Raw genomic sequence first — 25,861 nt, 5'->3', positions numbered from 1 at the left:
CCTTTTGAGGTTGAAGTTGTCAGGTGATCGGTGCGGGGTTGAACAGGACCAGCGCATTGTGCAGTTTCCAGTGCTCGGCCCAAGTTTTGCGGCCACTGGCCACGTCCAGCAGCAGGCGAAAGAGCTCCCAACCGGCTTGCTCAATGGTGATCTCACCATCGGCGATGCGCCCAGCGTTCATGTCCATCAGGTCATGCCAGCGGCGTGCCAGATCGCTGCGTGTGGCCACTTTGACCACGGGGCAAGCCTGCAGGCCATAGGGTGTGCCGCGTCCGGTGGTGAACACATGCACATTCATGCCGGCGGCCAGCTGCAAGGTGCCGCAAATGAAATCGCTGGCGGGCGTGGCGGCAAAGACCAAGCCCTTTTGGTCGGGCTGGAGTTTGTCGCCCGGGGCCAGCACACTCGCAATCGCCGAGCTGCCGCTCTTGATGATGGAGCCCATGGCTTTTTCGGCGATGTTGGACAAGCCGCCAGCTTTGTTGCCGGGCGTGGTGTTGGCGGTGCGGTCCACACGGCCGCGGTCGAGGTACTGGTCATACCAGCCGAGTTCGCGCACGATCTCCTCGGCCACTTGGTGCGTGGCGGCGCGGCTGGTGAGTTGCTCCACCGCATCGCGCACTTCGGTGTTCTCGGAAAACATCACAGTGCCACCGGCACGCACAATCAGGTCGGCCATGTGGCCCACCGCCGGGTTGGCCGTCACACCCGAGAAGGCATCGCTGCCGCCGCACTGCACGCCCACCACCAAGGCACTGGCCGGCACCGTTTGACGTCGCCGGGCGTTGAGGCGCTCTAGGTGCGGCCGTGCGCTTTGCACGATGTGATCGACCATGGACATGAAGCCCACATGCGCATCGTCTTGCAAGCAAACCAGATCGGGCCCCTGCCCGGCATCGCGGACATCCTGGATTGGGAAACTGCCCGGTGGCAGCAAGCGTTCAGGCTGCAGCTTTTCGCAGCCCAGACTCACCACCATGACCTCGCCGCCAAAGTTGGGGTTCAGGCTGATGTGGCGCAAGGTCCGAATCGGGATCTCTGCGCCAGGCGCGTCGATGGCCACGCCGCAACCGTAGCTGTGCTCCAGACCCACCACACCGTCCACATTCGGATACAGGGGCAGCAGTTCTCGCTCGATGCGCTCTACCGCAATCTTGACCACACCTGCCACGCATTGCACGGTGGTGGTCAGCGCCAGCAGGTTGCGTGTGCCCACCGAACCATCGGCATTCACATAGCCCTCAAAGGTGAAGCCCTCCAGCGGGGCTTGCGGCGCAGGCTGCACAGTGGCCATGGGCAGGCCTTGCAGTTCACGCGCTGGCGGAATGTCCAGCAAACGCTCGTGTACCCAGCTGCCTGCGGGGATGGCTTGCCGCGCATAGCCCACCGGGACGTTGTAGCGCATGACCGCTTGGCCCGGCAACAGATCACTGAGCGCCACCTTGTGACCCTGCGGTACTTTCTCCCGCAGCACCAGGCCCAGCGCCACAACACTGCCAGCGGGCAAACCGCCATCGTTGACCACGATCGCCACGTTGTCCGCCGGGTGCATGCGCACCACACGCGGGGTCTCGGATTCTGTGGTGCCGTTCATGCCAGGATCTCCACCCAATTGGGGCCCTGACCCACCGCGATGCGTTGCTGCATGTCCAGGTGGCCCGTGTTCGGATCTAACGCCCAGCGGCTCAGGTGGTGTGACAACTGCCCCACCACCAGCAAATGCCGCCCGGACGGGTCGATCGCGAACCCCCGTGGCTGGGTTTCAACCGACGTGTGGCCTTGGGGCGTGAGACGCCCTGAAGCGGCATCGACCGTGAAGTGCGCCAATGTGCTGGACGTGCGCTCGCTGGTGTACAGGTGACGCCCATCGGGCGTCAGGTGCAAATCAGCGGCCCAGGGCTTGCCTGTGAAGCCCGGCGGCAAAATGCCCACGGTTTGCACAAGGCTCAAGCGGGCCTGGGCCGCGTCCCAAGCCAACACATCCACCGTGCCATCGAGCTCGTGGAGCAAGTACACCCAGCGGCCTTGTGGGTCAAACCGAAAATGCCGAGGACCAGCGCCTGCACGCGCTGCCCATGATGCGGCCTGTGTCAATTGGCCTGACTCGGCATTGAAATGCAAGACCATGAGTTCGCCACCACCCAGGGCTGTGGCCAGCACATAGCGCTGACAGGGGGAGGGCAAGATGGCGTGGGCGTAAGGGCCTGTAGCCAGTACCTGTTGCACAGGGCCTACGGTGCCATCGGCCGCGAGGGGGCTCACCGTGATCTGGTGCCCGGGGTAGGAGGCCGCCAGCAAAAACCGCCCCGCCAAGTCGGTGCTGATGTAGGCCATGCTGGCAGGCAAGGCCGTCTCATCCAGAAGCTGCAGATCTCGGCTGACAGGGTCAATGGCCAGACGGGCCACCGCCATCGGCTCGCTGCGCCGAACCGCATAAAGCACTTTCTGATTGGGGTGGATCGCCATGGGCATCAGGTTGCCCCCCACGGACACCGTACTTTGCAGACGCAAGCTGCCATCGGGCGCCATGTGCAGAACCGAGATGTCGCCGCTGTCGGCGTTGGAAACATAAACGTGGGGCATGGTCAAAATGGAAGAAAAAGCATCACAAGAAAAGCCAATGCCGGCTCAGGCCTCGAAACCGTACACCCGGGCCGGGTTGTCCACCAAAATGCGCTGAATGTCAGCAGCGCGAGACACCCATTGGGGCAACAGGTTCAGCAAGGCACCCGAAGAGGGCAAAGGGTTCTGATTGGGGTGCGGCCAATTGCTGGCCCACAAGCAGCGCTCAGGGTAATGCGTGGCCAGGTAGCGGGCCAGCAGACCCACGTCCTCGTAGCGCGGCGCGCCGGTGCGCGATGTTTCGTAAGGGGCCGACAGCTTGACCCAGACACGCCCTGTGTCCAGCAAGCGGCACAGGGCCTGAAATGCGACATCGTCGGTGCTGGCAGGAGGCACCAGAAATTTGCCCGTGTGGTCCAACACCAAAGGCACACCGAGGCCTTGCAAAAGAGGCAGCCGCTCTGCGAAGTCACAGCCGTTGAACTGCACATTCAAATGCCAGCCCCAATCTTTGATCTTCAGTGCCAAGGGTGCCAAGGCCTCCCAGCCCAGCGGCCCTCCGGGCAACATCATCATGCGAACGCCACGCACACCTGCCGCGTGCAAATCTTGCAGCGTGTCCTGTGTCACGGCAGGGGGGACCATGGCCACTGCACGGGCTCGGCCGCTCATACTGGCCACAGCCGCCAGTGTGCAGCGGTTGTCAAAACCATAGCCCGTAGGCTGCACCACCACGACGCGCGTGAGCCCTAAAGCGGCTTGCACTTTGGCGTAGTCGGCCATCGGCGCATGCGGGGGTTGGAAAGTGGCGGTGGGGGCCAATGGGTAAGCGTCGTCATAGGCGTGCACATGACAATCACAGGCATCTGCCGGCACCTCAAACGCTGCAGCATGGGGCGTGTTCAAAACAGCACTGCTCATGATGGCATTCGTGAAGTCAAACGGGATGCTTGAGCAGGATTGACAGCCCCGTCAGGCATGCGCCCTTGCAAGATGTCTCGCGTCTGCTCTACGGTTTCCAAGGCCTGGTGGGCAATCGCTTGCGGCGTGAGACCACCCACATGCGGCGTGGCAATGACACGGGGATGCCGCGCCAATTCAAGGGACGGCATCTGGTCTGCCGCACAGCCCACATCCAAAGCGGCGCCCGCCAGCGCCCCCCGCTCCAGCGCCTGCAACAGGGCCGGCTCGTCCACCAGCTGACCCCGCGATGCATTGATGAAAAATGCAGTGGGTTTCATGCACGACAAGGCCTGCGCATTGATCAACTTTTCGGTTTCGGGCGTAGCTGAGGCAAGGCAGACCACATGGTCTGCGCAGGCCAACAACTCATGCCAACCCAACGACTCGATGGCAGGGTCTGGCGACTGAACATGCGGGTCGTACACACACACACGCATACCGAACGCCTGCGCCAAACGCGCCACATGACGACCGATTTCCCCGTAGCCGATGATGCCCAAACATCCGCCGCGCAGTTCACGGCCCATGCGCGGTGGCGGGCACTGGCCTTGCCAGTAAGCTGCAGCCGATGGGCTGATGTGGCGACTCAAATCGATCATGGCGCCGATCACCCACTCGGCCACGGCAGGACCAAATCCGGCACTGGCCTGGGTCACCAAAATCCCCTCGCGACCCGCCGCTGCGACGTCGATGGTGCGGATGTCCACCGCACACCGCACGGCCGCCAGCAAACCCGGCACTGCAGCAAAAAAATCTGCAGTGAGTGCTGTCTGGCGGTAAGCGATCAACACATCGCAACCCTGCGCGGCCCCGATCAGCTCCGGGGTTGACCAGTCGTGTGAATCGGGGTTGAGTTTGACGCGGGCCATCTTCTGCAAACTGGCCAGCGCCTCCTCGCCGAAGTAAGTGGTCAGTCGCTCACGGGGATGGGTGACCAGCACCAAAGGCAATCGCATGGTTGCCATTTAAAGGCCCATGGTGCGTGGTAACCACAGCGAGATTTGCGGGACATACGTCACCAAAATGAGCACAAAGAGCAGTATCACAAAGAAGGGCTTCATGGCCTTGACCACTTGCTCGATCTTGAGTTTGGCCACCGCACTGCCCACAAACAGCACCGCTCCAACAGGTGGTGTGATCAGGCCAATGCCCAGATTGACCATCATGATCATGCCAAAGTGAACCGGGTCGATGCCGATGCTTTTGATGACAGGCATCAGGATGGGCGTCAAGATGAGAATCAGCGGCGCCATGTCCATCAGCGTGCCCAGCACCAGCAGCATGATGTTGATGCACAAAAGAATCACCCAGGCCTCCGTGCTCAACGACGTGAAGAGCGTGGTGATCTTGAGGGGAATCTGCATCATGGTCATGATGTAGCCAAAGCTTGCTGCAAAACCAATCAAGATCATCACGATCGTGACCGTCTTGACCGTGCGGTGCATCAGTTTGGGCAGGTCTTTCCACTTGTAGTCACGGTAAATGAACATGGTCACAAAAAAGGCCCACACCACCGCGATCGAGGCCGATTCTGTGGCCGTGAAAACGCCACTCAAGATACCGCCCAAGATGATGCCCATGGTGGCCAGCCCCCACATGGCCTCGGCACAAATCTTGAGTGCTTCCTTCAGGGGAATGACGCGGCCTTTGGGGTAGTTTTCCTTGCGCGCCACATACAGGCAGTAAATCGCCAGACTCAGCCCCAGCAGCAAACCTGGAAACACCCCCGCCATGAACAAGGCTGCCACCGACACCGTGCCGCCAGCGGCCATCGAATAAATGACCGCATTGTGGCTGGGCGGAATCAGGATCGCTTGCACCGAGCCACTGACCGTGACCGCCGTGGCAAATGGCCGTGGATAGCCATTTTTCTCCATCTCGGGAATCAGAACCGAGCCAATCGATGCCGTGTCGGCCACCGATGAACCAGAAATCGCCCCAAAGAACGTGGACGCCAAAATATTGACCAGCGACAAGCCGCCGCGCACAAAACCGATGAGCACCCCAGCAAACGCCACAAGACGCCTGGACATGCCGCCTTCGGCCATGATCGCGCCCGCCAGCACAAAACAGGGAATGGCCAACAAGGAAAATTTGTTGACGCCACTGGCCATCTGGATCATCACCGCGTCCAGCGGCAGGTCAATCCACATAGCCCCTATCAAGGCCGCCAAGCCCAAGGCGTAGGCCACCGGCATGCCCACCAGCATCAACAAGACAAAACTGCCAATCAAAACGAGTGCGTCCATGGTCAGATCGCCTCCGCCGATGCAGGTCCTTCGTGGTCAAACACCACCACGGCACGTTCGTGTGCAGGACCCCAAATCAAAATTTCCAGCACAAAAATCAAGGTCATCAATGCGCCCAAAGGCAAAGGCATGTAGGTCCAGCCAACCGCCAACCAGGGCAAGTCGCCCAGGGTCTGCCCCATGGTTTCGATGGCCAGCTTGCTGCCCCACACCATCACAAAAATACAAATCCCCAGCATGCACAAATGCACCAATGCGGCGCATGTTTTTTGCAGCGGCTCTGGCAAACGATCGGTCAGCATGCCCACGGCAATGTGTGACCCCGCCCGGTAACTCGCTGCAGCCCCCAAGAAAGTGAAAGTGACCATGAGCAGCACCGCCACAGGCTCGGGCCAGCTGGAGCCGGTACCCAGCACATAGCGGGTGAAAACGCCCCAGGGGATGATGAGGCTCATGAAAAAAATCGAGATGCCCGATGTCCAGATGCACAACAGATACAGGCGATCAAACAAACGCAACATGGTTCAAGCCCCAGGGAAATTGAGTCGGCCCCAACAAACGGGACAGGGCAAGCCCTGTCCCTAAAAGTGGCAGCACTTCCTGTGCCGCCGGTTCACACTCACCTGACGGCTTCGATGCGCTTGATCAGCTCAGCGTACTGGCTGCCGTATTTCGCACGCACAGGTGCTGTGGCGTCATAGAAGGCTTTTTTGTCCACCGTCTTGAATTGAATGCCTGCGGCTTGCAGCTTGGCGCTGTACTCGGCCACGCTCTTGTCCCACAGCGCGCGTTGCTCCATTTGGGCTTCGCGGGCAAATTTCATCAAGCTGGCCTGATCGTCTTTGCTCATCTTGTCCCAGGCAACCTTGGACATGACGAAAATTTCAGGAATGATCAGGTGGGTCGTCTGGGTGTAAAACTTGACCCCGGTGGAATAGTGGTTGGCGGTGAACAAGGTGGGCGGGTTGTTCTCTGCCCCATCCACCACGCCGGTTTGCAAGGCGCTGTAAGTGTCGTTGTGGCCCATGGTGATGCCGTTACCGCCCATGGCATTCATGGTGTCAACAAACAAGGGGTTGCCCATCACTCGGATCTTCAAACCTTTGAGGTCGGCCGGCGATTTGATTTCCTTTTTGGTGTAGAGGCTGCGCGAGCCGCTGTCCATCCAGCCCAATGCCACCAGGCGTGCCGGGCTGCTGGTGATCTTGTCCAGGATTTCCTTGCCCACGGGTCCGTCGATCACAGCACGCATGTGCGCTTCATCGCGGAACACAAAGGGCATGTTGAACACGTTCACATCGGGCACTACGGGTCCCAGAATGCCCAATGAAATGCGAGCGATCTGAATCGCACCAATCTGGGTTTGCTCCACGACTTCTTTTTCAGAGCCCAGAACGCCACCCGGGAACATTTGCAGCTTGAAGCGGCCATTGGTGGCCGCTTCAAGCTTTTTACCCATGTTTTCAACCGCCACCACGTTGGGATAGCCAGCCGGGTGCACGTCCGAAGCCTTGAGCACGGTTTGCGCCGAGGCCACGGGGATCAAAGCCAAAGACAGCACGGCCGCTGCCGTGGAGGAAATCAGGTTTCTGCGAAAGTTCATTGATGTCTCCTGTTGGGGGGTAAAAGCCATTGAAGCCAACCTATGAACCTGGAAAAACACTTCAAGTCATCAGTTGTCGTACAATAGAGCCTATATTATCGTTCCGCTTTGCCATTCAGTCAGCTAGGGATTACCCATGGATGCAACGACCACTTCTCTGAAAAAACCCGGCGGCCTGGCCATCCAACTGGTCCACGCCATGACCGACCAAATTCGCAGCGGCCGCCTCAAGGCGGGCGACAAACTGCCCACCGAAGCGGCGATCATGAAAGACTTCGGCGTGAGCCGCACCGTGGTGCGCGAGGCCATCTCCCGGTTGCAAGCCTCGGGCTGGGTCGACACACGGCACGGCATCGGCACCTTTGTCCTGCAGCAAAGCGAACACCCCTCTTTTCGGATCAGCGCAGAGCACATGGGCACCCTGCGTGAGGTCATTGCTCTGCTGGAGTTCCGTATCAGCGTTGAAACCGAGGCTGCCGCATTGGCCGCCGTGCGACGCGGGCCCGAAAACCTGGCAGAACTCCAGTCCGCATTGCTCGCCTTCAACAGCGCCATCGAGGAGGGCCGCGACGCGGTGGCTGCCGACCACCAATTCCACCAGGAAATTGCCCGCGCCACCCAAAACCACCACTTCATCGACCTGATGAACTCACTGGGCGCAGGCGTGATTCCGCGCGCCCGCATCAGCAGCATCCTGAGCTCCGACCCCGAACGGCAGAACTACCTCAGGCGGGTCAATCAAGAGCACGAGAGCATTTACAACGCCATCGCCGAGCAAGATGTGGAAGCGGCTCGCGCCGCGATGCGCACGCATCTGGCCAACAGCCGAGAGCGGCTGCGCAAAAGCGACCCCGACAGCCCCTGACACCGAAAACGCGCTGGCACCCGCGTTTTCCCCAATGTGCAAGCCGCGATTAAGTTGTACGATGTCTATTGACTAAAGACGCCCACCATGACCTCTGCAACCACCCCCCACGTCACACGCATGCAGGTGATCCCTGTGGCGGGACACGACGGCATGCTGCTCAATTTGAGCGGTGCGCACGGACCGTTCTTCACCCGCAACATCGTCATCCTGACCGACTCTGCCGGCCACACGGGTTTGGGCGAAGTGCCCGGTGGCGAAAAAATTCGCCAGACGCTGGAAGACGCAAGGCCCTTGATCGAAGGCCAAGCGATAGGCCAGTACAACCAAGTGCTCAACGCCATGCGCCAGCAGTTTGCCGACCGCGACAGTGGTGGCCGGGGCAACCAGACCTTTGACCTGCGCACCACCATCCACGCCGTCACGGCGGTTGAATCTGCCCTGCTCGATTTGCTGGGCCAGCACCTGAACGTGCCGGTCTGTGCCCTCTTGGGCGACGGCCAGCAGCGTCAACGCGTGCAAATGCTGGGCTATCTGTTTTATGTGGGCGACCGCCAGCAGACCGACCTGCCCTACCGCAGTGAGCCCGACCAGCCCGACGATTGGTTGCGCCTGCGGCACGAAAAAGCCATGACGGCCGAGGCCGTGGTGCGCATGGCCGAAGCCGCGCAGGCCCGCTACGGCTTTCAGGACTTCAAACTCAAGGGCGGCGTGCTGCGCGGCGAAGAAGAAGTCGAAGCCATCGTGGCCCTGCACGAGCGCTTTCCCCAAGCGCGCATCACGCTCGACCCCAATGGCGGTTGGCTGCTCAAAGACGCCGTTCGCCTCTTGCGCGACCACCGCAGCACCATGGCCTATGCCGAAGACCCTTGCGGCGCAGAAGGTGTGTTCTCGGGCCGCGAGGTGATGGCCGAATTCCGCCGTGCCACGGGTTTGCTCACCGCCACCAACATGGTCGCCACCGATTGGCGCGAGATGGCCCACAGCATCCAGCTGCAGTCGGTGGACATTCCGCTGGCCGATCCGCATTTCTGGACACTGCAAGGCTCGGTGCGCGTGGCCCAGCTTTGCAAGATGTACGACTTAACCTGGGGCTCGCACTCCAACAACCACTTCGACATTTCGCTGGCCATGTTCACCCAATGCGCCGCCGCCGCACCCGGCAAAGTCACCGCCATCGACACGCACTGGATCTGGCAGGACGGCCAGTTCCTCACCCAAGACCCACTCCAAATCAAGGACGGCTACATCGATGTGCCGGCCAAGCCCGGCTTGGGCATCGAGGTGGACATGGACGCGGTGATGCAAGCGAACCAGCTCTACCAACAACACGGCCTGGGCGCACGCGATGACGCCATCGCGATGCAGTACCTGATCCCCGGCTGGAAATTCAACAACAAGATGCCTTGCATGGTGCGCTGAGCACCCGGGCCATTCACTCCAAAGGAAACACCATGAAACTGGGATTCATCGGCTTGGGCATCATGGGCGTGCCCATGGCCGGACACCTGCTGGCAGGCGGCCACGAAGTTTTTGCTTTTTCGCGCAGCGGCGTGCCTGCTGCCGTGCTCGAACAAGGCGCCAAAGCCTGCGCCAGCCCGGCCGAAGTGGCCCAACACGCCGACATCATCTTCACCATGGTGCCCGACACCCCGCATGTGGAAGACGTATTGTTTGGTGACCAAGGTGTGGCCAAGGGCTTGAAGTCATTGAGCGCCGGGCCTGACGGCCGGGTGGGCAAAACCGTGGTGGACATGAGTTCCATCTCGCCCATCGCCACCAAGGCGTTCGCGGCCAAGATCAATGCACTGGGTTGCGACTACCTGGACGCGCCGGTGTCGGGTGGCGAAGTGGGGGCCAAAGCGGCCAGCCTGACCATCATGGTGGGCGGCAGCGAGGCCACCTTCAACAAAGTGCAGCCCCTGTTTGCCTTGATGGGCAAGAACATCACCCTGATCGGTGACAACGGCAGTGGCCAGACCTGCAAAGTGGCCAACCAGATCATCGTGGCGCTCAACATCGAGGCCGTGGGAGAAGCCTTGCTCTTTGCCGCCAAAGCCGGGGCCGACCCCGCCAAAGTGCGCCAAGCCCTGATGGGGGGCCTCGCTACTAGCCGCATTTTGGAACTGCATGGCGAGCGCATGATCAAGCGCACCTTCAACCCTGGGTTCCGCATCGAGCTGCACCAAAAAGACCTGAACCTGGCACTGGAAGGTGCCAAGGCCATGGGCCTGAGCCTGCCCAACACCGCCAGCACCCAGCAACTGATGAACAGCTGCGTGGCCAACGGCGGCGCCGGCTGGGACCACTCCGGCATCGTGCGCGCGCTGGAGATCGCGGCCAATTTCCAGATCGCAGGCAACTGAACATCCCGCCATTCATCGAAAAGAGACCCACCCCATGGACATGCCCATCAACCATTTCAAACACGCGATCCAATCGGGCCACAAGCAGATTGGCTTGTGGTCGCATCTGTGCAGCAACATCAGCACCGAGATCCTGGCGCATTGCAACTTTGACTGGCTGCTGCTGGACATGGAGCACTCACCCAACGACCTGACGGAAATCGTGGCGCAGTTGCAAGCCATGAAGGGCAGCCCGACCACGCCAATAGTGCGCCCCCCCTGGAACGACATGGTGACCTTCAAGCGCTTGCTCGATGTGGGCGTGCAAACCCTGTTGGTGCCCTACATCCAGAACGAAGCAGAAGCCCGACAAGCGGTGTCCTACACCCGTTACCCGCCCCACGGCGTGCGCGGCTACGCGGGGGCGCCCCGCGCCAGCCACTACGGCCGGGTGAAGGGCTACGCGCAGAACAGCAGCGAGGAAATTTGCGTCTTGCTGCAAGTGGAAACCGTCGAGGGCCTGCAAAACATCGAAGCGATTGCCAACGTGGACGGCGTGGACGGCGTGTTCATCGGCCCCGGCGACCTGTCGGCGGCGCTTGGCCACTTGGGCAATCCCAAGCACCCCGATGTTCTGAAAGTCATTGACGAATCCATTGCCCGCATCCGCGCTTGTGGCAAAGCCGCTGGCATTTTGACGGGCGACGAAGCCCTGGCCAAACACTATGTCGCGCAAGGCTGCCTGTTTGTGGCCGTGGGCGCCGACCAAAACGTGCTGCGCGACAGCGCCACCGCCTTGGCGGGCCGTTTCAAATCCTGAACACCGGACAAGCCATGCTGAACACCACCGCCTCCGCCGTCCGATTTCACCGCCTCTTGCTCACGGGCGCTGGCGGCAATCTGGGCAAAGAACTGCGCCCCCGCCTGAAAGCCTATTGCGATGTGCTGCGCGTGAGCCACCGCCGTGAGTTGGAACCTGCGGGCCTAGGCGAAGAGGTGCAACTCGCATCGCTTGAGGACAAGGACCAGATGATGAACTTGCTAGACGGCGTGAGCGCCGTGGTGCACATGGGTGGCGTCTCGACCGAACAGCCTTGGGAACCCATTTTGGCGGGCAATATTGTGGGCATGGTCAACCTGTACGAAGCGGCTCGCCTGAAGGGCGTCCAGCGCATCGTGTTCGCCAGCTCGAACCATGTGACCGGTTTTTACCGGCAGGACGAAGTCGTCAACACCCGCATGCAGCCCAAGCCCGACGGGTTTTATGGCTTGTCCAAAGCCTTTGGCGAAGATCTGGCCCAGCTGTATTGGGACCGTTGGGGCATCGAAACAGTGAGCCTGCGCATCGGCTCCTCGTATGCCGAACCCAAAGACCGCCGCATGCTGGCCACCTGGCTGAGCTTTGACGACTTGGAGCGCCTGGTGGTGGCCGCACTCACCGCGCCCATCGTCGGCCACAGCATCATTTACGGCATGTCCGACAACCAGACCTCCTGGTGGGACAACACCCACGCCCAACACATCGGTTACCGACCACTGGACTCGTCTGACGTGTTTCGCCCTGTTGTCGAAGCGCGCCAGCAGACCATCGACAAGCAAGACCCGGCTGCCATTTACCAAGGCGGCGCGTTCGTCAAAGCATCGCCCCACGGCTGAGCCCACGGCCCCAAAGCCTGAGCTCAGAGGCACGTACCTGGCAGTTCCACAAGAAATTTCAAAGGGGCTGTCTCAAGTTTCACAGCGCTCGCCCAAGCCTGCGGCTACGATGGGCGACTTTCAAAAATCGTCCCATCCAGCAGGAGACAACCCATGCCCGTGATCACCAACATCGAAGACCTGCGCGTTCTGGCCGAAAAGCGCGTGCCGCGCATGTTCTACGACTATGCCGACAGTGGCTCCTGGACCGAGGGCACTTACCGAGCCAACGAAAGCGACTTCCATAAAATCAAACTGCGCCAACGCGTGGCGGTGAATATGGAAAACCGCAGCACCGCCACCCAAATGGTCGGCATCGACACCAAGATGCCCGTGTGCATTGCCCCCGTGGGCCTCACAGGCATGCAGCACGCCGACGGCGAAATGCACGCCGCCATGGCCGCCAAAAAATTCGGCATCCCCTTCACCTTGTCGACCATGAGCATCTGCTCGATTGAAGACATCGCGGCCCACACCCAAGCACCGTTTTGGTTTCAGCTGTACATGATGCGCGACCGCGAAGCCATGGCCCGCATGATCGACCGCTGCAAGGCCGCCAACGTCAGCGCCATGGTGCTCACCCTCGATTTGCAGGTGATCGGCCAGCGCCACAAAGACCTGAAAAACGGCCTGACCGCGCCCCCCCGCCCGACACTGACCAACATCCTGAACCTGATGACCAAGCCGCGCTGGTGCTTAGGGATGGCTGGAACGAAGCGCCACACCTTTGGCAATCTGGTCGGCCACGTCAAAGCCGTGACCAATATGAAATCGCTGGCTTCTTGGACCAACGAACAGTTTGACCCGACCCTGAATTGGGAAGACATCGCCTGGGTCAAAAAGCAATGGGGCGGCAAGCTGATCCTCAAAGGCATCATGGACGTGGAAGACGCCCAACTGGCCGTGGCCAGCGGGGCGGACGCCATCGTGGTGAGCAACCACGGCGGTCGCCAGCTCGACGGCGCCCCCAGCAGCATCGAGGCCCTGCCCGCCATCGTGGCCGCTGTAGGCGACAAGATCGAAGTCTGGATGGACGGCGGCATCCGCTCGGGCCAGGACGTTTTGAAGGCCTGGGCGCTGGGCGCCAAAGGCACAATGATCGGCCGCGCCATGGTCTATGGCCTGGGCGCGATGGGCGAAGAAGGCGTGACCAAAGCCCTGCAAATCATCCACAAAGAACTGGACGTGACCATGGCCTTTTGCGGCCACACCAACATACAGAACGTGGGCACCAACATCTTGCTGCCAGGCACCTTCCCAACTGCCTGATGGCTGACAGCTAGCGCTATGCTTTGGGGGTGACCACCGCCCCAACCGCTCAACCCGTGCGCCGCATCGCCCACCTCGACATGGACGCGTTTTACGCGTCCTGCGAGTTGCTGCGCTACCCGCAACTCAAGGGCTTGCCGGTGGTCATCGGCGGCGGCCGGCGCAAAGAAGACGACCTGCTGAGCAAGCTGCAAGCGGCCTACCCTGAGGATGAGTGGACCGAAGCCACCTTTGCCGAACGGCTGGACCGCATTCCGGTGGACTTTTTTCCACGCATTGAGGGCTACACCGGGCGCGGCGTCATCACCACCGCCACTTATGCGGCCAGGCAGTTTGGCATCGGCTCGGCCATGGGGCTGATGAAAGCCGCCAAGCTCTGCCCGCAGGCGATCCTTTTGCCGGTGGACTTTGAGCGCTACCGGCACTTTTCGCGCACCTTCAAGGGCATCATTCTGGACATCGCCCCCTTCATGCAAGACCGCGGTGTTGACGAGGTCTACATCGACTTCACCGACGTGCCCGGGGGCCAGCGCGAAGGCGGGCGGGTGCTGGCGCGACTGATTCAAAAAAGCATTTTTGAAGCCACCGGCCTGAGCTGCTCAGTGGGCGTTGCGCCCAACAAACTGATCGCCAAAATGGCCAGCGAGTTCAATAAGCCGAACGGCATCTCGATCGTGCACGAGAGCGATCTGCAAACCCTGATCTGGCCGCTGGCTTGCCGCAAGATCAACGGTGTCGGTCCCAAAGCCGATGAAAAGCTCAAGGGCTTTGGCATCCACACCATTGGCGATTTGGCGGCGCGTGAACCGAACTGGCTGATTGAAAACTTTGGCAAAAGCTACGGCGCCTGGCTGCACGAAGCCGCCTGGGGTCGAGATGATCGCCCGCTGGAAACCGAGAGCGAGCCCGTCAGCATGAGCCGTGAAACCACCTTTGAGCGCGACCTGCACGCCGTGCGCGACCGCGCAGAACTCGGGGCCGTTTTCACCCGGCTGTGTGAACAAGTGGCCGCCGACCTGCAGCGCAAAGGCTATGAGGGCAAGACCATCGGCATCAAGCTGCGCTATGACAACTTCCAGGCCGTGACGCGTGACCAAAGCCTGCCCGGTTACACGGCAGACGCCAAACAAATCCGACAAATCGCGGGGCAGTGCCTGAAACGTGTGGACCTGTCGCGCCGCCTGCGGCTGCTGGGCGTGCGGGTGGGGTCACTGGTCAAGGCCGGGACAGCGTCGGCCCCCGGTGCCTCTTACAGTGAAGCCATTGCCAACCCACCACCCCAAGTGAATGACCATGGACAAACTCAACTGCTTTTCTTTGACGACTGAAGGCCACGTTACCCATCTGGTGATGAACCGCCCCGAGGCGATGAACACCATGCACCCCACCTTCTGGCGCGAGCTGCACGAGGTGCTGACCGACATCCACAAAGCAGGCACCGCCCGGGCGCTGGTGATCTCCAGCACGGGCAAACACTTCAGCGCGGGCATGGACCTGCAGACTTTTGGCAGCGCCATCCAGATGGACGACAGCAGCGCCGAAGGCCGCTCGGCCGTCTATGACCTGCTGACCGACATGCAGCACACCTTCACCCTGCTTGAAGAGCTGCGCATTCCGGTCATTGCCGCCATCCACGGCGGCTGCATTGGCGGCGCGGTGGACATGGTCACCGCCTGCTGCATGCGCTACGCCTCGGCCGATGCGTTCTTTTGCATCCAGGAAATCAACATCGGCATGGTGGCCGACGTGGGCACGCTGCAGCGCCTGCCCAAACTTCTGCCCATGGCGCTGGTGAAAGAACTGGCCTACACCGGCAGGCGCCTCAGCGCCGACAAAGCCCTGACCCACGGCCTGGTCAACGAGGTGCTGCCCACCCACGAAGCCACCGTGGCCGCCGCCCTGCAAGCGGCCAAAGAAATTGCCAGCAAACCAACCGTGGCGATTTGGGGCACCAAGCAAGTGCTGCACTACGCCCGCGACCACAGCACCGAAGACAGCCTGCGCCACATGGGCTGGCTGCAAGGCGCGATCTGGAGCAACGCCAATGTGCGCGAAGCCATCAGCGCCATGCAGCAAAAACGCGAGGCGAACTTTGGGCCGCTGCCAGCGCTCAAGGGGTTTCGGGAGTTTGGTTGAAGCGTTGGTAAGCGCTTTGCCAACGCCTAATGCGAAAATATCTACTTAGATGTTGGTGGAGAAACCCATGCCCAATGATCGCCCCGTAAAAGTGCAATTTTTCGACTCCGCTCACATTCGCACGGCATGGGATGAGGGCGAAGAAAAGTGGTGGTTTTCTGCCCTCGATATCGTTGGGACCCTCACCGATCAGCCGGATTACGCCAAAGTCCGCAACTACTGGAAGTGGCTCAAGAACAAGCTCAAGCAAGAAGGCAGTGAAGTGGTTAGTGCCACTAACCAGTTGAAGCTGGAGGCCCCGGACGGCAAACAGCGCCTGACGGATGTTTTGGATACACAGCAGGTTTTCAGGATCATCCAATCCATCCCTTCCAGAAAAGCCGAGCCCTTCAAACTGTGGTTGGCAGAAGTGGCGAATCAACGCCTAGACCAGCTGCAAGACCCCGAGCTCAGCATCGAGCAAGCCATGCTCGACTACAAGCGCCTAGGCTATTCAGACAACTGGATCAACCAGCGTATCAAAAGCATTGAAATTCGCAAAGAGTTGACCGACGAGTGGAAAAAGCACGGCTTGAAAGAGGGGCCGGAGTTCGCTTTTTTGACCGATGTGATTTACAAAACCTGGGCCGACAAAACAGCCAAGGAATACAAGCAGCACAAGGGCCTGAAAAAAGAAAACCTGCGTGACAACATGACCAACAAAGAGCTGATCATGAGCATGCTGGCCGAGCTGTCCACCAAGGAAATTTCAGAAGCCGTCCAGCCCCAGACGCTGGACGACCACGAAGATGTGGCCAAACGCGGTGGCGGGGTTGCCAAACAAGCACGGCTCAAGCTGGAGGCTGAGACGGGCAAAAAAGTGATCAGCTCTCAAAACGCCAAGCAGTTGCGGCTGTTGAGTCAAAGCCCTAGCAAAAAAATCACCGGCAGGACATCAAAGTAACCCGCCATGAAAATCTTTCACAACACCCGCCACGCCGAGCACGCTGGCCGTCAAGAAATGTTTCGCGGCCGCTTGGTCGATTGCCACGAAGTGCCCATGCGCCTGCAGCACGTTCTGGACGAACTGGCGCGGCGGCCTGTCGGCACGCTGGTTCAGCCTGCAGCCGACCTGCCGTTGGACGCGGCCTTGCGGCGTGTGCACAGCGCCGACTATCTCGACTTTTTGGCGCATGCTTGGCGCGACTGGGTGGCACTAGACCCGGCCAATGCCAACGTGGACGCCCTGCCTTCGGTATGGCCGCTGGCCGCCCGGCACGGCTTTCGCACCGATGCGCCGCCGCTCAACTTTGCGGCGCGGCTGGGGCAATACGCGTTTGACTCGGGCACACCCCTGATGGCAGGCAGCTGGGCTGCCGCTCGCGAGGGTGCAGCCTGTGCACTGGCCGCCGCGCAAGCGGTGCTGGGTGGCGAGCGTTTTGCCATGGCCCTGACCCGCCCACCGGGCCACCACGCGGGCCCCAATTACATGGGCGGGTATTGCTTCATCAACAACGCCGCCGTGGCCGCGCAAGCCCTGCGCGACGGCGGGTTGGAGCGCGTGGCCGTGCTGGATGTGGATTACCACCATGGCAACGGCACGCAAACTTGTTTTTACGAGCGCAGCGACGTGTTCACCGCGTCCATCCACGGCGATCCGCGCACCGAATACCCCTTCTTTTTGGGCCATGCGGACGAGCGCGGTGCGGGGCCTGGCGAGGGCTTCAACCTGAACCTGCCGCTGCCACGCGGCACCGGGTTTGAGGCCTGGTGGGCCACGCTGCAAACCGCCATGCAGGCGGTGAGTGACTTTGCGCCGCAAGCGCTGGTGGTGCCGCTGGGGCTGGACACATTCGAGGGCGACCCGATCTCGGGCTTCAAGTTGCGCAGTGTCGATTACTTGCAGATCGGCCGAGCGATCGCGCAGCTGGGCCTGCCGACAGTGCTCACGCTCGAAGGTGGCTACGCTGCGGCAGATTTGGGCGTCAACACAGTGAATGTGCTCGAAGGGCTTGGCCGCTGATCAGCCTTTGCGGTGTCATACCGTGCTGAGCGCTCGTCACCGTGTGGCGTAACCGAGCAAACCAATCCGTTCAAAAAAACTCTCGTGGCTTCTTCGCCGCGATGGCCATAACGAATTTAAATCTGTTTGACCACCTCATGCGCTGAGCGGTAGCCCCCAACGCCCTTCACATACGCCAACAACTCCCCAAAAAACGGATGCCTGCACAGCGTGGACGAATCGCCCACCAGCAGCAGCTTGCGCCGTGCGCGGGTCATGCCCACGTTCATGCGGCGGATGTCAGTCAGGAAGCCGATCTCGCCTTGGGGGTTGCTGCGCGTCAAGGTGATGGCAATGATGTCGCGCTCTTGGCCCTGAAACGAATCGACGGTGCCCACACTCAGCCTGCGTTGCAGCAGCAAATCATTCAGCACGGCGCTGTCTTCGATGGCGTCTTTCAAATAGTTGATTTGGGCGCGGTACGGTGCGATGACGCCAATGGTCAGTGGGCGTTGGTCGGGTGCGGTGGGTTCGCCCAGCGCCAGTAGCTGCGCCAAGCGGTCCAGCAGCAAGTGGGCTTCTTCGGGGTTGGCGGTTGAACGGCTCTCAGGAATGGCCAGTTCTTGAAAGCTGCAGCCCGCTGTGTCGATGAATTCCACAGGCAGGTCGGGTGCAAAGCGCGGGTCATCAAAGCGCGGGGAATTAAAGCGTGGGTCATAAGCGGCCAAGTCGGCGTGGCGCACGCTGGGGTGTGCCACCAGTTGGCCGCCATAAAACTTCTCGGAGCTGAAGCCCATGATGTGCGCGTGCATGCGGTATTGCACCTTCAGCATGCGGGCCGTGTTGGGTTGGCGCTGGATGCACTTTTCAAACAGGGTTTCGCGCAGGCCTTCGCGGGCGGCTTTTTCGCTTTTCACCGTGGGTGGCAGTTGGTGGTGGTCGCCCGCCAACACCAGGCGCTGGCCCTTGGCAATGGGAATCCAGCAACCCGGCTCCAAGGCCTGGGCGGCTTCGTCGATGAAAACGGTCTCAAAGCCCAAGTGGCGAATGGCGCGGTGGCTGGCGCCCACCAGCGTGCAGGTGATGACTTGCACCGATTCGAGCACGTCTTCGGTCATGAAGCGTTCCAAATCGTCGGCGGCTTGGCGCAGCGTGCGGGCTTCTTCGCGCAGCCACTGGCGGCGCTCTCGCTCTTCAAAACCAAAGTTGCGCACGCGTTCGCTGGCTGCCTCTCGGTGCTGTTCAGCGGTTTGACGCATGGCGTGCATCTTGGCGTAGCTGGCGTGGGCCATCACCCCGGCGTCCAACGTGTGCTTGAGCAGCAGGTCCGACACACGGCTGGGGTTGCCCAGGCGGATGACATTCACACCGCGCTCGGCCAGCTTTTCGGTCAGCAGGTCCACGGCGGTATTCGAGGGGGCGCACACCAGCACGCGCCGCTCACGCCGAATGGTTTCCAAAATGGCATGCACCAGAGTGGTGGTTTTACCCGTGCCGGGCGGGCCGTGGATGATGGCCACGTCTTGCGCCGTGACCACATGGCGCACTGCCGCCAGCTGCGAGTCGTTGAGCGCACTGGGGTAAAACAGGTCGTCGGCTTGGGGATCGCGAAAACGGGCTGCCTTGGCGCCCAGCAGCACGTCGCGCAGTTCGGCCAAGCGGTTGCCGTGTGCGGCCATGACGGCGCTCAGGGCCTGGTTCATCTCGCGGTAGCTGACCTCGTCAAAGGTCAGGTCAATGCCTAATGTGCTTCCGTTGAGGCTGCTGCCGTCCAGCACCCAGTCGGGCAGCGCTTCTTTGGTGGTGGCCAACAGCAGCTTGTTGCGCCGCACGCGGGTGACCACGCCGCTCACCACAGGCCTGTCTGGCCCCGAGTAGCCGGGCGCGCTGCTGAACAGCGCCGCCGCCGCCCCCACCTGAAACAAGTGCAGGTCTTGCCGATGCGCCGGGCGCTCCAGCTCCAGCACCACCTTGCCCCCGAAACCAATGTCTTCTTGGGTGATGGTGACGGGGTACCAGGTCAAGCCACGCCGACGGCGCTCTTTGATGCTGGCGCTGGCATTTTTGAGCTTGAACTGCGCCTGGTCTTCCTGTTGCTCCAGCTGCATGAGGGTGCGCACATGGCGTAACTCACTTTGAACAGCATCTTGAACAGGGCTTGGGGCGGTGGGGGTGGGGTCTTGGTCGGCCAAAGGTACAGGGAAAAGCACGAGGACTTAATGTGGTGAGTGCTGACCAATTGCTCAGGGTCTGCACGTCTGGGTAGAACGGCTCTTCGATGTCAGGGAACATCGCTCGCCTGGGCAGAAGCGGGCAATCCGAAGACCCGGTCGAAGCACCAGGTGAACGCGATGGCATAAAAGAAAAAGAACGCCAGCAGGCCCAAGTTGGCCACCAAAGCAGCGGTGGGTGAAATGTCCAGCCACAGCGACATGACGGGCAAGAGAATGATCACCAGCCCGCCTTCAAAACCGGCCCCGTGGGCCAGCCGCCTGACCCAGGAGCGGCCCCGCACGGATTGGCGCGACTCCCAGCGTTCAAAGAGCCAGTTGAAGGCGTAATTCCACGTCAGCGCAATGCTCGACAAAACGACCGCCAGGCCCAAGGTGGAAGCGGACGACTTGTCAAAGGCCACGCTCAACACCGGCCCGACCACGGCAATCGCAATGGCCTCGTACAAAAGTGCCTGGAGCACGCGTCGGGTGGTGGGGGTCATCTTGGGGAACGTGGTGAGTAGGACGGCAAGGCGTTGCAGGCATCAAGAAGGCAATACGTCCTCATCCTCTGGCGCTTGCCCACCTTGACGGCCCAAGAACGCCAGCGCTGCGTTCACATCGCCACGTTGAGCACGTTGCGCAAAGTAGTCGGCGGTTTTCATGGCCGAGAGCTTTTCAGCCACGGCACTAACAATAAATTGGTTTAAGGTGGTGCCGTCTTCACGGGCTAGTTGCTCTGCCCCCGCCTTCAATGACAGCGGCAAACGCAGGGCGTAATTGCTTTGAGTTCCCATATCAGGCTCCTTGAAAAAATTGCCGCGGTGTCATGACACCGATTCCAAACTTGCCCGCTTGTGGCAAAAAATCTTTTTGATTGGACGTGATGATGGCCACCGAATCACCCAGTCCTTGGCCATTCACTGCCAACTCCAACACCAAATCATCGTTGGGGTCACGCAATTGCGGGCGCCACAAATACTGAATTTCAACCCGAATCACCACGCCAGCCAAGGCATCGAGCAAGTTGATCACTTGATCCGCATGTGCACCCGCTGCTTCCAAATGCTCTGGACGCAGCAAAACAGCTTCGTATTCCATGAACAAAGGCACGCTGCACAGAGCGCCCACTTGCCTCAGTAGCACGCGTCGCAAAATTTCAGCCGATGCACCAGCAGGGCTACGCACTGCGGCTACGAGCACATTGGTGTCAAGAACATAGTTCATATTGCTGGCAATATATCACCAAGAACCCAATGCTTCAAGAAAAGAGATGCGTGCCCATGTCAATGAGTCCCCAGTTCACTGCCGCGCCGTGCGCACATTGGGTGGCAGCGCACCGGGCGCACTGGTACGCCAGGGGTTGATGTCCAGCCCGCCGCGCCTTGTGTAGCGGGCGTACACCGTGAGCTTGGTGGGCTGGCAGCGCGTCCAGATGTCCATGAAGATGCGCTCGACGCATTGCTCATGGAACTCGTTGTGGTTGCGAAAACTCACGATGTATTGCAGCAAACCCGCTTGCTCGATCTGCGGGCCGCTGTAAGTGATTTGCACACTGCCCCAGTCGGGCTGGCCGGTAACCAAGCAATTGCTTTTGAGCAAGTGGCTCACCAGCGTTTCGGACACGGGCTGCTCGTCTGAGTTGGCCGTGAGCAAGTCGGGCGCGGGCTCGTAGCGGGTGCATTCGATGTCCATGCGGTCCAGGTTCAGGCCGTCGAGCTCGTGCACCGGCTCGGCGTCAAAGTGTTCCTGCAGCAACAGCTTCACGCCCACGCTGGCTTGCACCGCACCGCCGTGCCAGATGGCCGCGCTGATGTCGCGGCGGATCATGTCGCGCACGGCGTCGGCGCTTTCCAAGCGGGTGTTGTTGAAGCTGTTGAGGTACAACTTGAAGGACTTGCTCTCCACAATGTGCGTGCTCTCAGCCGGCACGGTGATGTGCGCCAGCGCCACCTGTGGCTTGCCTTTGGTGTTGAGCCAGGACAGCTCAAACGCGGTCCACAAATCGGCCCCAAAAAACACCGGCTGCCCGGTGACGCCGATCTCGGCCCGCTTGGTGGCGCGGGGAATGGGGAACAGCAAGCTGGCGTCGTACTGGTCCACATAGGCGCTGGACTTGCCCAGCTGCGATTGCTCGGGAGAGTTGTTGAAATTGCTCATGCTTGCACTTTGCGGCGGAAGACCAGCCGGTCGGGTTCAGAGACAGCGGCGTCGTAGGCATAGGCTTCCTGGTCAAAACCCAGCAGGCCTTCGGGGTGGGTGATTCTGTTCTGGATGGCGTAACGGGCCATCAGGCCCCGCGCCCGCTTGGCGTTGAAGCTGATGATTTTGTATTTGCCGCCCTTGAAGTCTTCGAACACGCATTCGATCACCCGGGCCTTGAGGGTTTTGCGGTCCACCGACTTGAAGTATTCCTGCGAGGCCAGGTTGACGATGAACGGGGTTTTGTCCTTGGCCAGTTGGGCGTTCAGGTGCTCGGCAATTTGCGGCCCCCAAAACTTGTACAGGTTGCTGCCCTTGTCGGTTTGCAGCGTGGTGCCCATCTCCAGGCGGTAGGGCTGCATCCAATCCAGCGGGCGCAGCACGCCGTACAGGCCACTCAAAATGCCCACATGGGTTTGCGCCCAATCCAGGTCTTGCGCTGACAGGGTCTTGGCGTCCAAGCCTTCGTAAACATCGCCATTGAAGGCCAGCACGGCTTGCTTGGCATTCTTGGCCGTGAATTTGGGTGTCCAAGCTTCATAGCGGGCCACGTTCAGGGCCGACAGCGCGTCCGACAAGTCCATCAATTCGGCGATTTGCTGGGGCGACTTCTGGCGCAGCACCTCAATGAGGGCTTGTGACTGCGGCACAAACTGCGGCAGCGTGTGGGGTACGCCTGCTGCAGGGGTTTCGTAATCCAGCGACTTGGCGGGAGACAATAAGAACAACATGCTCGACATCCTTTATCTGGACGATTATCTCGCCATCGTGCACAAGCCTGCAGGCTGGCTGGTGCATCGCACCCCGCTCGACAAGGGAGAAACCCGCTTTGTGCTGCAAACCCTGCGCGACCAGATCGGCCAACACGTTTGGCCTGTGCATCGGCTGGACAAAGGCACCAGCGGCGTGCTGGTGTTTGCCCTGAGCGCCGAGGTGGCCCGCACCTTGGGGCAGGCTTTTGAAACAGGAGAGGGCCTGCACAAAACTTACCACGCCATCGTGCGCGGCTGGCCTTCAGCGCAAGGGCTGATCGACCACCCCTTGAAGCGCATGCCCGACGACATGCGCTCAGAGCGCGAAGAAATCCAGCCCGCGCAAAGCCGCTTTGCCACCTTGCGCCGGTTTGAGCTGCCGCTGCCCCAACAGGACTTTGCCGGCACCCGATGCGCCGAAGTGGCCTTGGCGCCGCTGACGGGCCGCCGCCACCAGTTGCGACGCCACATGAAGCACATCGCCCACCCGATCATCGGTGACGCCACGCACGGCAAGGGGCCACTCAACCGGGCGGTGGCCGATCTGCTGGGACTGCAGCGGCTGTGGTTGCATGCGCAAAGCTTGACGCTGCCCCATCCAGTGACCGGGCAGCCATTGCACCTGACATCGCCCTTGCCCAGCGAGTGGATGCTTTGGGATGTTTTTTTCACTGAGCCCTCGAATTGAGTCCCAAACTTGCTTCGCTCTGACCCCTCTTGGGCAGGGCCCCACCCATGTGGGCGCCTGCAAGGCGGTGCGGGCTGTCACACAACGGATACGCATTGGATCGGTTTTCCATAAGATACGCGGTCCGGCTGGCTGTCACAAGCCAAGCCTCCAACCACCCCCTATTGCCCCCCATGAGCCTGCTTTTCACGCCCTTCACCTTCAACGCCCCGTCCGGGCCGCTCACCTTGCCCAACCGCATCGTGATCGCGCCCATGTGCCAGTACTCGGCCGACAACGGCCAGGCCTCAGACTGGCACCTGACGCACTGGACCAACCTGCTCAACAGCGGCGCGGGCCTGTTCACCATCGAAGCCACCGCTGTGTCGGCCGTGGGCCGCATCAGCCCCGGTTGCCTGGGCCTGTGGGACGACGTCACGCAAGCCGCTCTGGCCGACAAACTCCACCGTGCCCGCCGCTTGGCACCCGCCATGCCCGTGTGCATTCAAATTGGCCATGCAGGACGCAAGGCCTCGAGCGCCGCACCTTGGCACGGCGGCATGCTGCTCGCGCCCGAAGACGGTGGCTGGCAAACCGTGGCGCCGAGCGCCCTGCCCCACCTGCCGCAAGAAGTCGCGCCGACCGCGCTGAGCTTGGCCGACATCGCGCAGATCAAGGCCGACTTTGTCAACACCGCCCGGCGCAGCCACGAATTGGGCATCGAGGCGGTGGAGCTGCACGCCGCGCACGGCTATTTGCTGCACCAGTTTTTGTCACCCCTCTCGAACCAGCGCACCGACGCCTATGGCGGCTCGTTTGAAAACCGCATCCGCTTTCCGATGGAAGTTTTCAAAGCGGTGCGCGAAGCATTTGGCGGCACGCTGGGCATGCGCATCTCGGGCACCGATTGGGTCGATGGCGGCTGGACCGTGGAAGAAACCTCTGCCTTGTCGGCCCAGCTCAAACAAGCCGGGGCGCAGTTCGTGCACATCTCGTCGGGTGGCGTGTCGCCCTTGCAGAAAATCACCTTGGGCCCAGAGTACCAAGTGCACTTGGCCAAAGCAGTCAAAGCCGCATCGGATCTGACCACCATCGCCGTGGGCCTGATCACCGAGCCGGCCCAAGCCGAAGCGGTGCTGCAACGCGGCGACGCCGACCTGGTGGCGCTGGCGCGCAGCTTTTTGTACAAGCCTCGATGGGGCTGGGAAGCGGCAGTGGCGCTGGGCGGCACCGTGGATGCCCAGCACCAGTACTGGCGCAGCCTGCCCCGCGAGGCCAAAAACATTTTCAATGACGCCAAAATTGGCATGCGCTGATTTCCAAAACCCAAAAGAGAGAGACACATGAACACTCGCCGCACCCTGCTGCAAAACACCACCCGCCTGCTGGCCCTGGCCAGCCTGTGCGCCCCCATGGCCCTGATGGCGCAAGCCTTCCCCACCAAGCCCATCAACTTGGTGGTGCCCGTGCCACCGGGCGGCTTGGTCGACACGTCGGCGCGTCTGATCTCCGAGCCGCTGGGCCGCTTGATCGGTCAATCCATCGTGGTGGAAAACAAGGGCGGCGCCAGTGGCAACCTGGCCTACCAACAAGTGGCGCGCGCGCCCAAGGACGGCCACACGCTGCTGGTGTCGTACTCGGGTTACCACGTCGCCAACCCGATCTTGATGAGCAAGCTGCCCTGGGAGCTGAAGGACCTCACACCCGTGGGCCTGATCACCGTGGCCACCAACGTGGTAGCAGTGCACCCTTCTGTGCCGGTGAACAACATGAAGGAGTTCATCGCCTACGTCAAACAAAACCCGGGCAAGCTGAACTACGCCTCGCAAGGCAACGGCTCGGTCTCGCACATCGGCACCGAAATCTTCAAACAGCAAACCGGCGTGAGCCTGGTGCATGTGCCCTACAAAGGCTCGGGCCAGGCCATTGCCGACGTGCTGGCTGGCCAAGTGCAGGTGTTCATGACCACACCACCCTCGGTGATGCAGCACATCCAGGCCGGCAAGCTCAAGGCGCTGGCTGTGACGGGCAAAAAACGCCATGCCGGCATGCCCCAAGTGCCCACCATGGCCGAAGCCGGCTACCCCAACTTTGACCTCGAGTCATGGGTGGCCTTGTACGCGCCCGCCGGCACACCACCTGCCGTGGTGAACCAATTGGCCGATGCCGTCAAACGCAGCCTGGACCTGCCCGAGAGCAAGCAACGCGCCGATCAAGCTGGCATTGAAGTGCGTTTTGTGGCCCCCGCCGAGATGACCAAACTGCTGGACCGCGACATTGCCGACTGGACACAGGCCATCAAGGCCGCCAGCATCAAGCTCGACTGATCGCCAGACGTCAAAAAGCCGGAGCAGGCCTT

At 61.1% G+C, this 25,861-nt stretch carries 26 protein-coding genes; 13 read left to right on the top strand and 13 right to left on the bottom strand.

Annotation, left to right across the window (positions count from 1 at the left end; translation table 11 throughout):
* Positions 1-19 precede the first annotated feature (19 nt).
* From garD to LHAB_RS08180, 7 genes are all read right to left on the bottom strand, one after another.
* On the bottom strand, positions 20-1,594 hold the full coding sequence (garD, locus tag LHAB_RS08210) for a galactarate dehydratase (protein ID WP_090045299.1): 1,575 nt from the start codon (positions 1,592-1,594) through the stop codon (positions 20-22).
* On the bottom strand, positions 1,591-2,583 hold the full coding sequence (locus tag LHAB_RS08205) for a lactonase family protein (protein WP_090045297.1): 993 nt from the start codon (positions 2,581-2,583) through the stop codon (positions 1,591-1,593). Before LHAB_RS08205 ends, garD begins: the two co-directional genes overlap by 4 nt.
* Before the next feature lie 45 nt (positions 2,584-2,628).
* Positions 2,629-3,483, bottom strand: a complete 855-nt coding sequence (locus LHAB_RS08200) for an amidohydrolase family protein (RefSeq protein WP_090045295.1) — start codon at positions 3,481-3,483, stop codon at positions 2,629-2,631.
* On the bottom strand, positions 3,480-4,475 hold the full coding sequence (locus tag LHAB_RS08195) for an NAD(P)-dependent oxidoreductase (protein WP_090047807.1): 996 nt from the start codon (positions 4,473-4,475) through the stop codon (positions 3,480-3,482). Before LHAB_RS08195 ends, LHAB_RS08200 begins: the two co-directional genes overlap by 4 nt.
* 15 nt (positions 4,476-4,490) lie before the next feature.
* Positions 4,491-5,774, bottom strand: coding sequence for a TRAP transporter large permease (locus tag LHAB_RS08190; protein WP_090045293.1), 1,284 nt, complete (start codon positions 5,772-5,774; stop codon positions 4,491-4,493).
* Positions 5,775-5,776: 2 nt separating this feature from the next.
* Complete coding sequence (locus tag LHAB_RS08185; protein WP_090045291.1) at positions 5,777-6,295, bottom strand: TRAP transporter small permease; 519 nt, start codon at positions 6,293-6,295, stop codon at positions 5,777-5,779.
* A gap of 98 nt (positions 6,296-6,393) precedes the next feature.
* A complete protein-coding gene (locus LHAB_RS08180) occupies positions 6,394-7,377 on the bottom strand; it encodes a TRAP transporter substrate-binding protein (RefSeq protein WP_090045289.1) in 984 nt (327 codons plus the stop codon).
* 136 nt (positions 7,378-7,513) lie between these two features.
* Here LHAB_RS08180 and LHAB_RS08175 point away from each other — a divergent pair, with 136 nt between their 5' ends.
* The 10 genes from LHAB_RS08175 to LHAB_RS08130 all read left to right on the top strand — a co-directional run bounded on the left by LHAB_RS08175 (position 7,514) and on the right by LHAB_RS08130 (position 17,689).
* Positions 7,514-8,242, top strand: a complete 729-nt coding sequence (locus LHAB_RS08175; protein WP_090045288.1) for a FadR/GntR family transcriptional regulator — start codon at positions 7,514-7,516, stop codon at positions 8,240-8,242.
* Between the two features lie 87 nt (positions 8,243-8,329).
* Positions 8,330-9,664, top strand: coding sequence for a glucarate dehydratase (gene gudD, locus LHAB_RS08170; protein WP_090045286.1), 1,335 nt, complete (start codon positions 8,330-8,332; stop codon positions 9,662-9,664).
* 32 nt (positions 9,665-9,696) lie between these two features.
* Positions 9,697-10,608 carry a 2-hydroxy-3-oxopropionate reductase gene (locus LHAB_RS08165; protein ID WP_090047805.1) on the top strand — a complete coding sequence of 304 codons (912 nt, stop codon included), beginning with the start codon at positions 9,697-9,699 and terminating at the stop codon, positions 10,606-10,608.
* A 34-nt stretch (positions 10,609-10,642) separates the two neighbouring features.
* Positions 10,643-11,407, top strand: coding sequence for an HpcH/HpaI aldolase family protein (locus tag LHAB_RS08160; RefSeq protein ID WP_090045285.1), 765 nt, complete (start codon positions 10,643-10,645; stop codon positions 11,405-11,407).
* 14 nt (positions 11,408-11,421) lie between these two features.
* Positions 11,422-12,243 carry an NAD-dependent epimerase/dehydratase family protein gene (locus tag LHAB_RS08155; RefSeq protein WP_090045283.1) on the top strand — a complete coding sequence of 274 codons (822 nt, stop codon included), beginning with the start codon at positions 11,422-11,424 and terminating at the stop codon, positions 12,241-12,243.
* Between the two features lie 153 nt (positions 12,244-12,396).
* On the top strand, positions 12,397-13,551 hold the full coding sequence (locus LHAB_RS08150; protein ID WP_090045281.1) for an alpha-hydroxy acid oxidase: 1,155 nt from the start codon (positions 12,397-12,399) through the stop codon (positions 13,549-13,551).
* An 80-nt stretch (positions 13,552-13,631) separates the two neighbouring features.
* Positions 13,632-14,879, top strand: coding sequence for a Y-family DNA polymerase (locus LHAB_RS08145; protein ID WP_228763456.1), 1,248 nt, complete (start codon positions 13,632-13,634; stop codon positions 14,877-14,879).
* Positions 14,845-15,687, top strand: a complete 843-nt coding sequence (locus tag LHAB_RS08140; RefSeq protein ID WP_090047804.1) for an enoyl-CoA hydratase-related protein — start codon at positions 14,845-14,847, stop codon at positions 15,685-15,687. The genes LHAB_RS08145 and LHAB_RS08140 overlap by 35 nt, the downstream gene beginning before the upstream one ends.
* Positions 15,688-15,754: 67 nt before the next feature.
* A complete protein-coding gene (locus LHAB_RS08135; protein ID WP_090047802.1) occupies positions 15,755-16,630 on the top strand; it encodes a BRO-N domain-containing protein in 876 nt (291 codons plus the stop codon).
* A gap of 6 nt (positions 16,631-16,636) precedes the next feature.
* The gene (locus LHAB_RS08130; RefSeq protein ID WP_090045278.1) at positions 16,637-17,689 is read left to right on the top strand and encodes a histone deacetylase family protein; all 1,053 of its coding nucleotides are present in this window, start codon (positions 16,637-16,639) and stop codon (positions 17,687-17,689) included.
* A 116-nt stretch (positions 17,690-17,805) separates the two neighbouring features.
* Here LHAB_RS08130 and LHAB_RS08125 read toward each other — a convergent pair whose 3' ends face one another.
* The 6 genes from LHAB_RS08125 to yaaA form a co-directional block, all read right to left on the bottom strand.
* Complete coding sequence (locus LHAB_RS08125; RefSeq protein WP_228763386.1) at positions 17,806-19,878, bottom strand: AAA domain-containing protein; 2,073 nt, start codon at positions 19,876-19,878, stop codon at positions 17,806-17,808.
* A 71-nt stretch (positions 19,879-19,949) separates the two neighbouring features.
* Complete coding sequence (locus LHAB_RS08120; protein ID WP_090045275.1) at positions 19,950-20,384, bottom strand: PACE efflux transporter; 435 nt, start codon at positions 20,382-20,384, stop codon at positions 19,950-19,952.
* Positions 20,385-20,426: 42 nt separating this feature from the next.
* The gene (locus tag LHAB_RS08115; protein WP_090045273.1) at positions 20,427-20,678 is read right to left on the bottom strand and encodes a YlcI/YnfO family protein; all 252 of its coding nucleotides are present in this window, start codon (positions 20,676-20,678) and stop codon (positions 20,427-20,429) included.
* Position 20,679: 1 nt separating this feature from the next.
* Positions 20,680-21,108, bottom strand: a complete 429-nt coding sequence (locus LHAB_RS08110) for a putative toxin-antitoxin system toxin component, PIN family (RefSeq protein ID WP_090045272.1) — start codon at positions 21,106-21,108, stop codon at positions 20,680-20,682.
* Positions 21,109-21,183: 75 nt separating this feature from the next.
* Positions 21,184-22,041, bottom strand: coding sequence for an NADPH-dependent 7-cyano-7-deazaguanine reductase QueF (gene queF / locus LHAB_RS08105; RefSeq protein ID WP_090045270.1), 858 nt, complete (start codon positions 22,039-22,041; stop codon positions 21,184-21,186).
* Positions 22,038-22,814: a peroxide stress protein YaaA gene (yaaA, locus tag LHAB_RS08100; protein WP_090045269.1), complete on the bottom strand. Its 777-nt coding sequence runs from the start codon at positions 22,812-22,814 to the stop codon at positions 22,038-22,040. Before yaaA ends, queF begins: the two co-directional genes overlap by 4 nt.
* Here yaaA and LHAB_RS08095 point away from each other — a divergent pair.
* From LHAB_RS08095 to LHAB_RS08085, 3 genes are all read left to right on the top strand, one after another.
* Positions 22,813-23,523: a pseudouridine synthase gene (locus tag LHAB_RS08095; protein WP_090045268.1), complete on the top strand. Its 711-nt coding sequence runs from the start codon at positions 22,813-22,815 to the stop codon at positions 23,521-23,523. The two genes, yaaA and LHAB_RS08095, sit on opposite strands and share 2 nt — an antisense overlap.
* Positions 23,524-23,696: 173 nt before the next feature.
* Complete coding sequence (locus LHAB_RS08090) at positions 23,697-24,818, top strand: NADH:flavin oxidoreductase/NADH oxidase (RefSeq protein WP_090045266.1); 1,122 nt, start codon at positions 23,697-23,699, stop codon at positions 24,816-24,818.
* Positions 24,819-24,845: 27 nt separating this feature from the next.
* Entirely contained in the window at positions 24,846-25,829 is a 984-nt protein-coding gene (locus LHAB_RS08085; protein ID WP_090045265.1) for a Bug family tripartite tricarboxylate transporter substrate binding protein, read from the top strand.
* Positions 25,830-25,861 lie beyond the last annotated feature (32 nt).

The sequence above is a fragment of the Limnohabitans sp. 2KL-27 genome, assembly GCF_001269345.1.
GTDB lineage: Bacteria > Pseudomonadota > Gammaproteobacteria > Burkholderiales > Burkholderiaceae_C > Limnohabitans_A.
The sequence above is the reverse complement of the archived record's forward strand: the minus strand, read 5'-3'. Positions and strand labels throughout refer to the sequence as shown.

What these genes read in the sequence shown, in the direction of transcription:
- yaaA (WP_090045269.1), bottom strand. Translation starts at nt 22,814, where the DNA reads ATGTTGTTCTTATTGTCTCCCGCCAAGTCGCTGGATTACGAAACCCCT.
- LHAB_RS08085 (WP_090045265.1), top strand. Translation starts at nt 24,846, where the DNA reads ATGAACACTCGCCGCACCCTGCTGCAAAACACCACCCGCCTGCTGGCC.
- LHAB_RS08185 (WP_090045291.1), bottom strand. Translation starts at nt 6,295, where the DNA reads ATGTTGCGTTTGTTTGATCGCCTGTATCTGTTGTGCATCTGGACATCG.
- LHAB_RS08180 (WP_090045289.1), bottom strand. Translation starts at nt 7,377, where the DNA reads ATGAACTTTCGCAGAAACCTGATTTCCTCCACGGCAGCGGCCGTGCTG.
- LHAB_RS08135 (WP_090047802.1), top strand. Translation starts at nt 15,755, where the DNA reads ATGCCCAATGATCGCCCCGTAAAAGTGCAATTTTTCGACTCCGCTCAC.
- LHAB_RS08165 (WP_090047805.1), top strand. Translation starts at nt 9,697, where the DNA reads ATGAAACTGGGATTCATCGGCTTGGGCATCATGGGCGTGCCCATGGCC.
- LHAB_RS08150 (WP_090045281.1), top strand. Translation starts at nt 12,397, where the DNA reads ATGCCCGTGATCACCAACATCGAAGACCTGCGCGTTCTGGCCGAAAAG.
- LHAB_RS08145 (WP_228763456.1), top strand. Translation starts at nt 13,632, where the DNA reads ATGGACGCGTTTTACGCGTCCTGCGAGTTGCTGCGCTACCCGCAACTC.
- LHAB_RS08175 (WP_090045288.1), top strand. Translation starts at nt 7,514, where the DNA reads ATGGATGCAACGACCACTTCTCTGAAAAAACCCGGCGGCCTGGCCATC.
- queF (WP_090045270.1), bottom strand. Translation starts at nt 22,041, where the DNA reads ATGAGCAATTTCAACAACTCTCCCGAGCAATCGCAGCTGGGCAAGTCC.
- LHAB_RS08095 (WP_090045268.1), top strand. Translation starts at nt 22,813, where the DNA reads ATGCTCGACATCCTTTATCTGGACGATTATCTCGCCATCGTGCACAAG.
- LHAB_RS08140 (WP_090047804.1), top strand. Translation starts at nt 14,845, where the DNA reads ATGGACAAACTCAACTGCTTTTCTTTGACGACTGAAGGCCACGTTACC.
- LHAB_RS08155 (WP_090045283.1), top strand. Translation starts at nt 11,422, where the DNA reads ATGCTGAACACCACCGCCTCCGCCGTCCGATTTCACCGCCTCTTGCTC.
- LHAB_RS08200 (WP_090045295.1), bottom strand. Translation starts at nt 3,483, where the DNA reads ATGAGCAGTGCTGTTTTGAACACGCCCCATGCTGCAGCGTTTGAGGTG.
- LHAB_RS08160 (WP_090045285.1), top strand. Translation starts at nt 10,643, where the DNA reads ATGGACATGCCCATCAACCATTTCAAACACGCGATCCAATCGGGCCAC.
- LHAB_RS08130 (WP_090045278.1), top strand. Translation starts at nt 16,637, where the DNA reads ATGAAAATCTTTCACAACACCCGCCACGCCGAGCACGCTGGCCGTCAA.
- LHAB_RS08190 (WP_090045293.1), bottom strand. Translation starts at nt 5,774, where the DNA reads ATGGACGCACTCGTTTTGATTGGCAGTTTTGTCTTGTTGATGCTGGTG.
- LHAB_RS08120 (WP_090045275.1), bottom strand. Translation starts at nt 20,384, where the DNA reads ATGACCCCCACCACCCGACGCGTGCTCCAGGCACTTTTGTACGAGGCC.
- LHAB_RS08115 (WP_090045273.1), bottom strand. Translation starts at nt 20,678, where the DNA reads ATGGGAACTCAAAGCAATTACGCCCTGCGTTTGCCGCTGTCATTGAAG.
- LHAB_RS08090 (WP_090045266.1), top strand. Translation starts at nt 23,697, where the DNA reads ATGAGCCTGCTTTTCACGCCCTTCACCTTCAACGCCCCGTCCGGGCCG.
- gudD (WP_090045286.1), top strand. Translation starts at nt 8,330, where the DNA reads ATGACCTCTGCAACCACCCCCCACGTCACACGCATGCAGGTGATCCCT.
- LHAB_RS08110 (WP_090045272.1), bottom strand. Translation starts at nt 21,108, where the DNA reads ATGAACTATGTTCTTGACACCAATGTGCTCGTAGCCGCAGTGCGTAGC.
- LHAB_RS08205 (WP_090045297.1), bottom strand. Translation starts at nt 2,583, where the DNA reads ATGCCCCACGTTTATGTTTCCAACGCCGACAGCGGCGACATCTCGGTT.
- garD (WP_090045299.1), bottom strand. Translation starts at nt 1,594, where the DNA reads ATGAACGGCACCACAGAATCCGAGACCCCGCGTGTGGTGCGCATGCAC.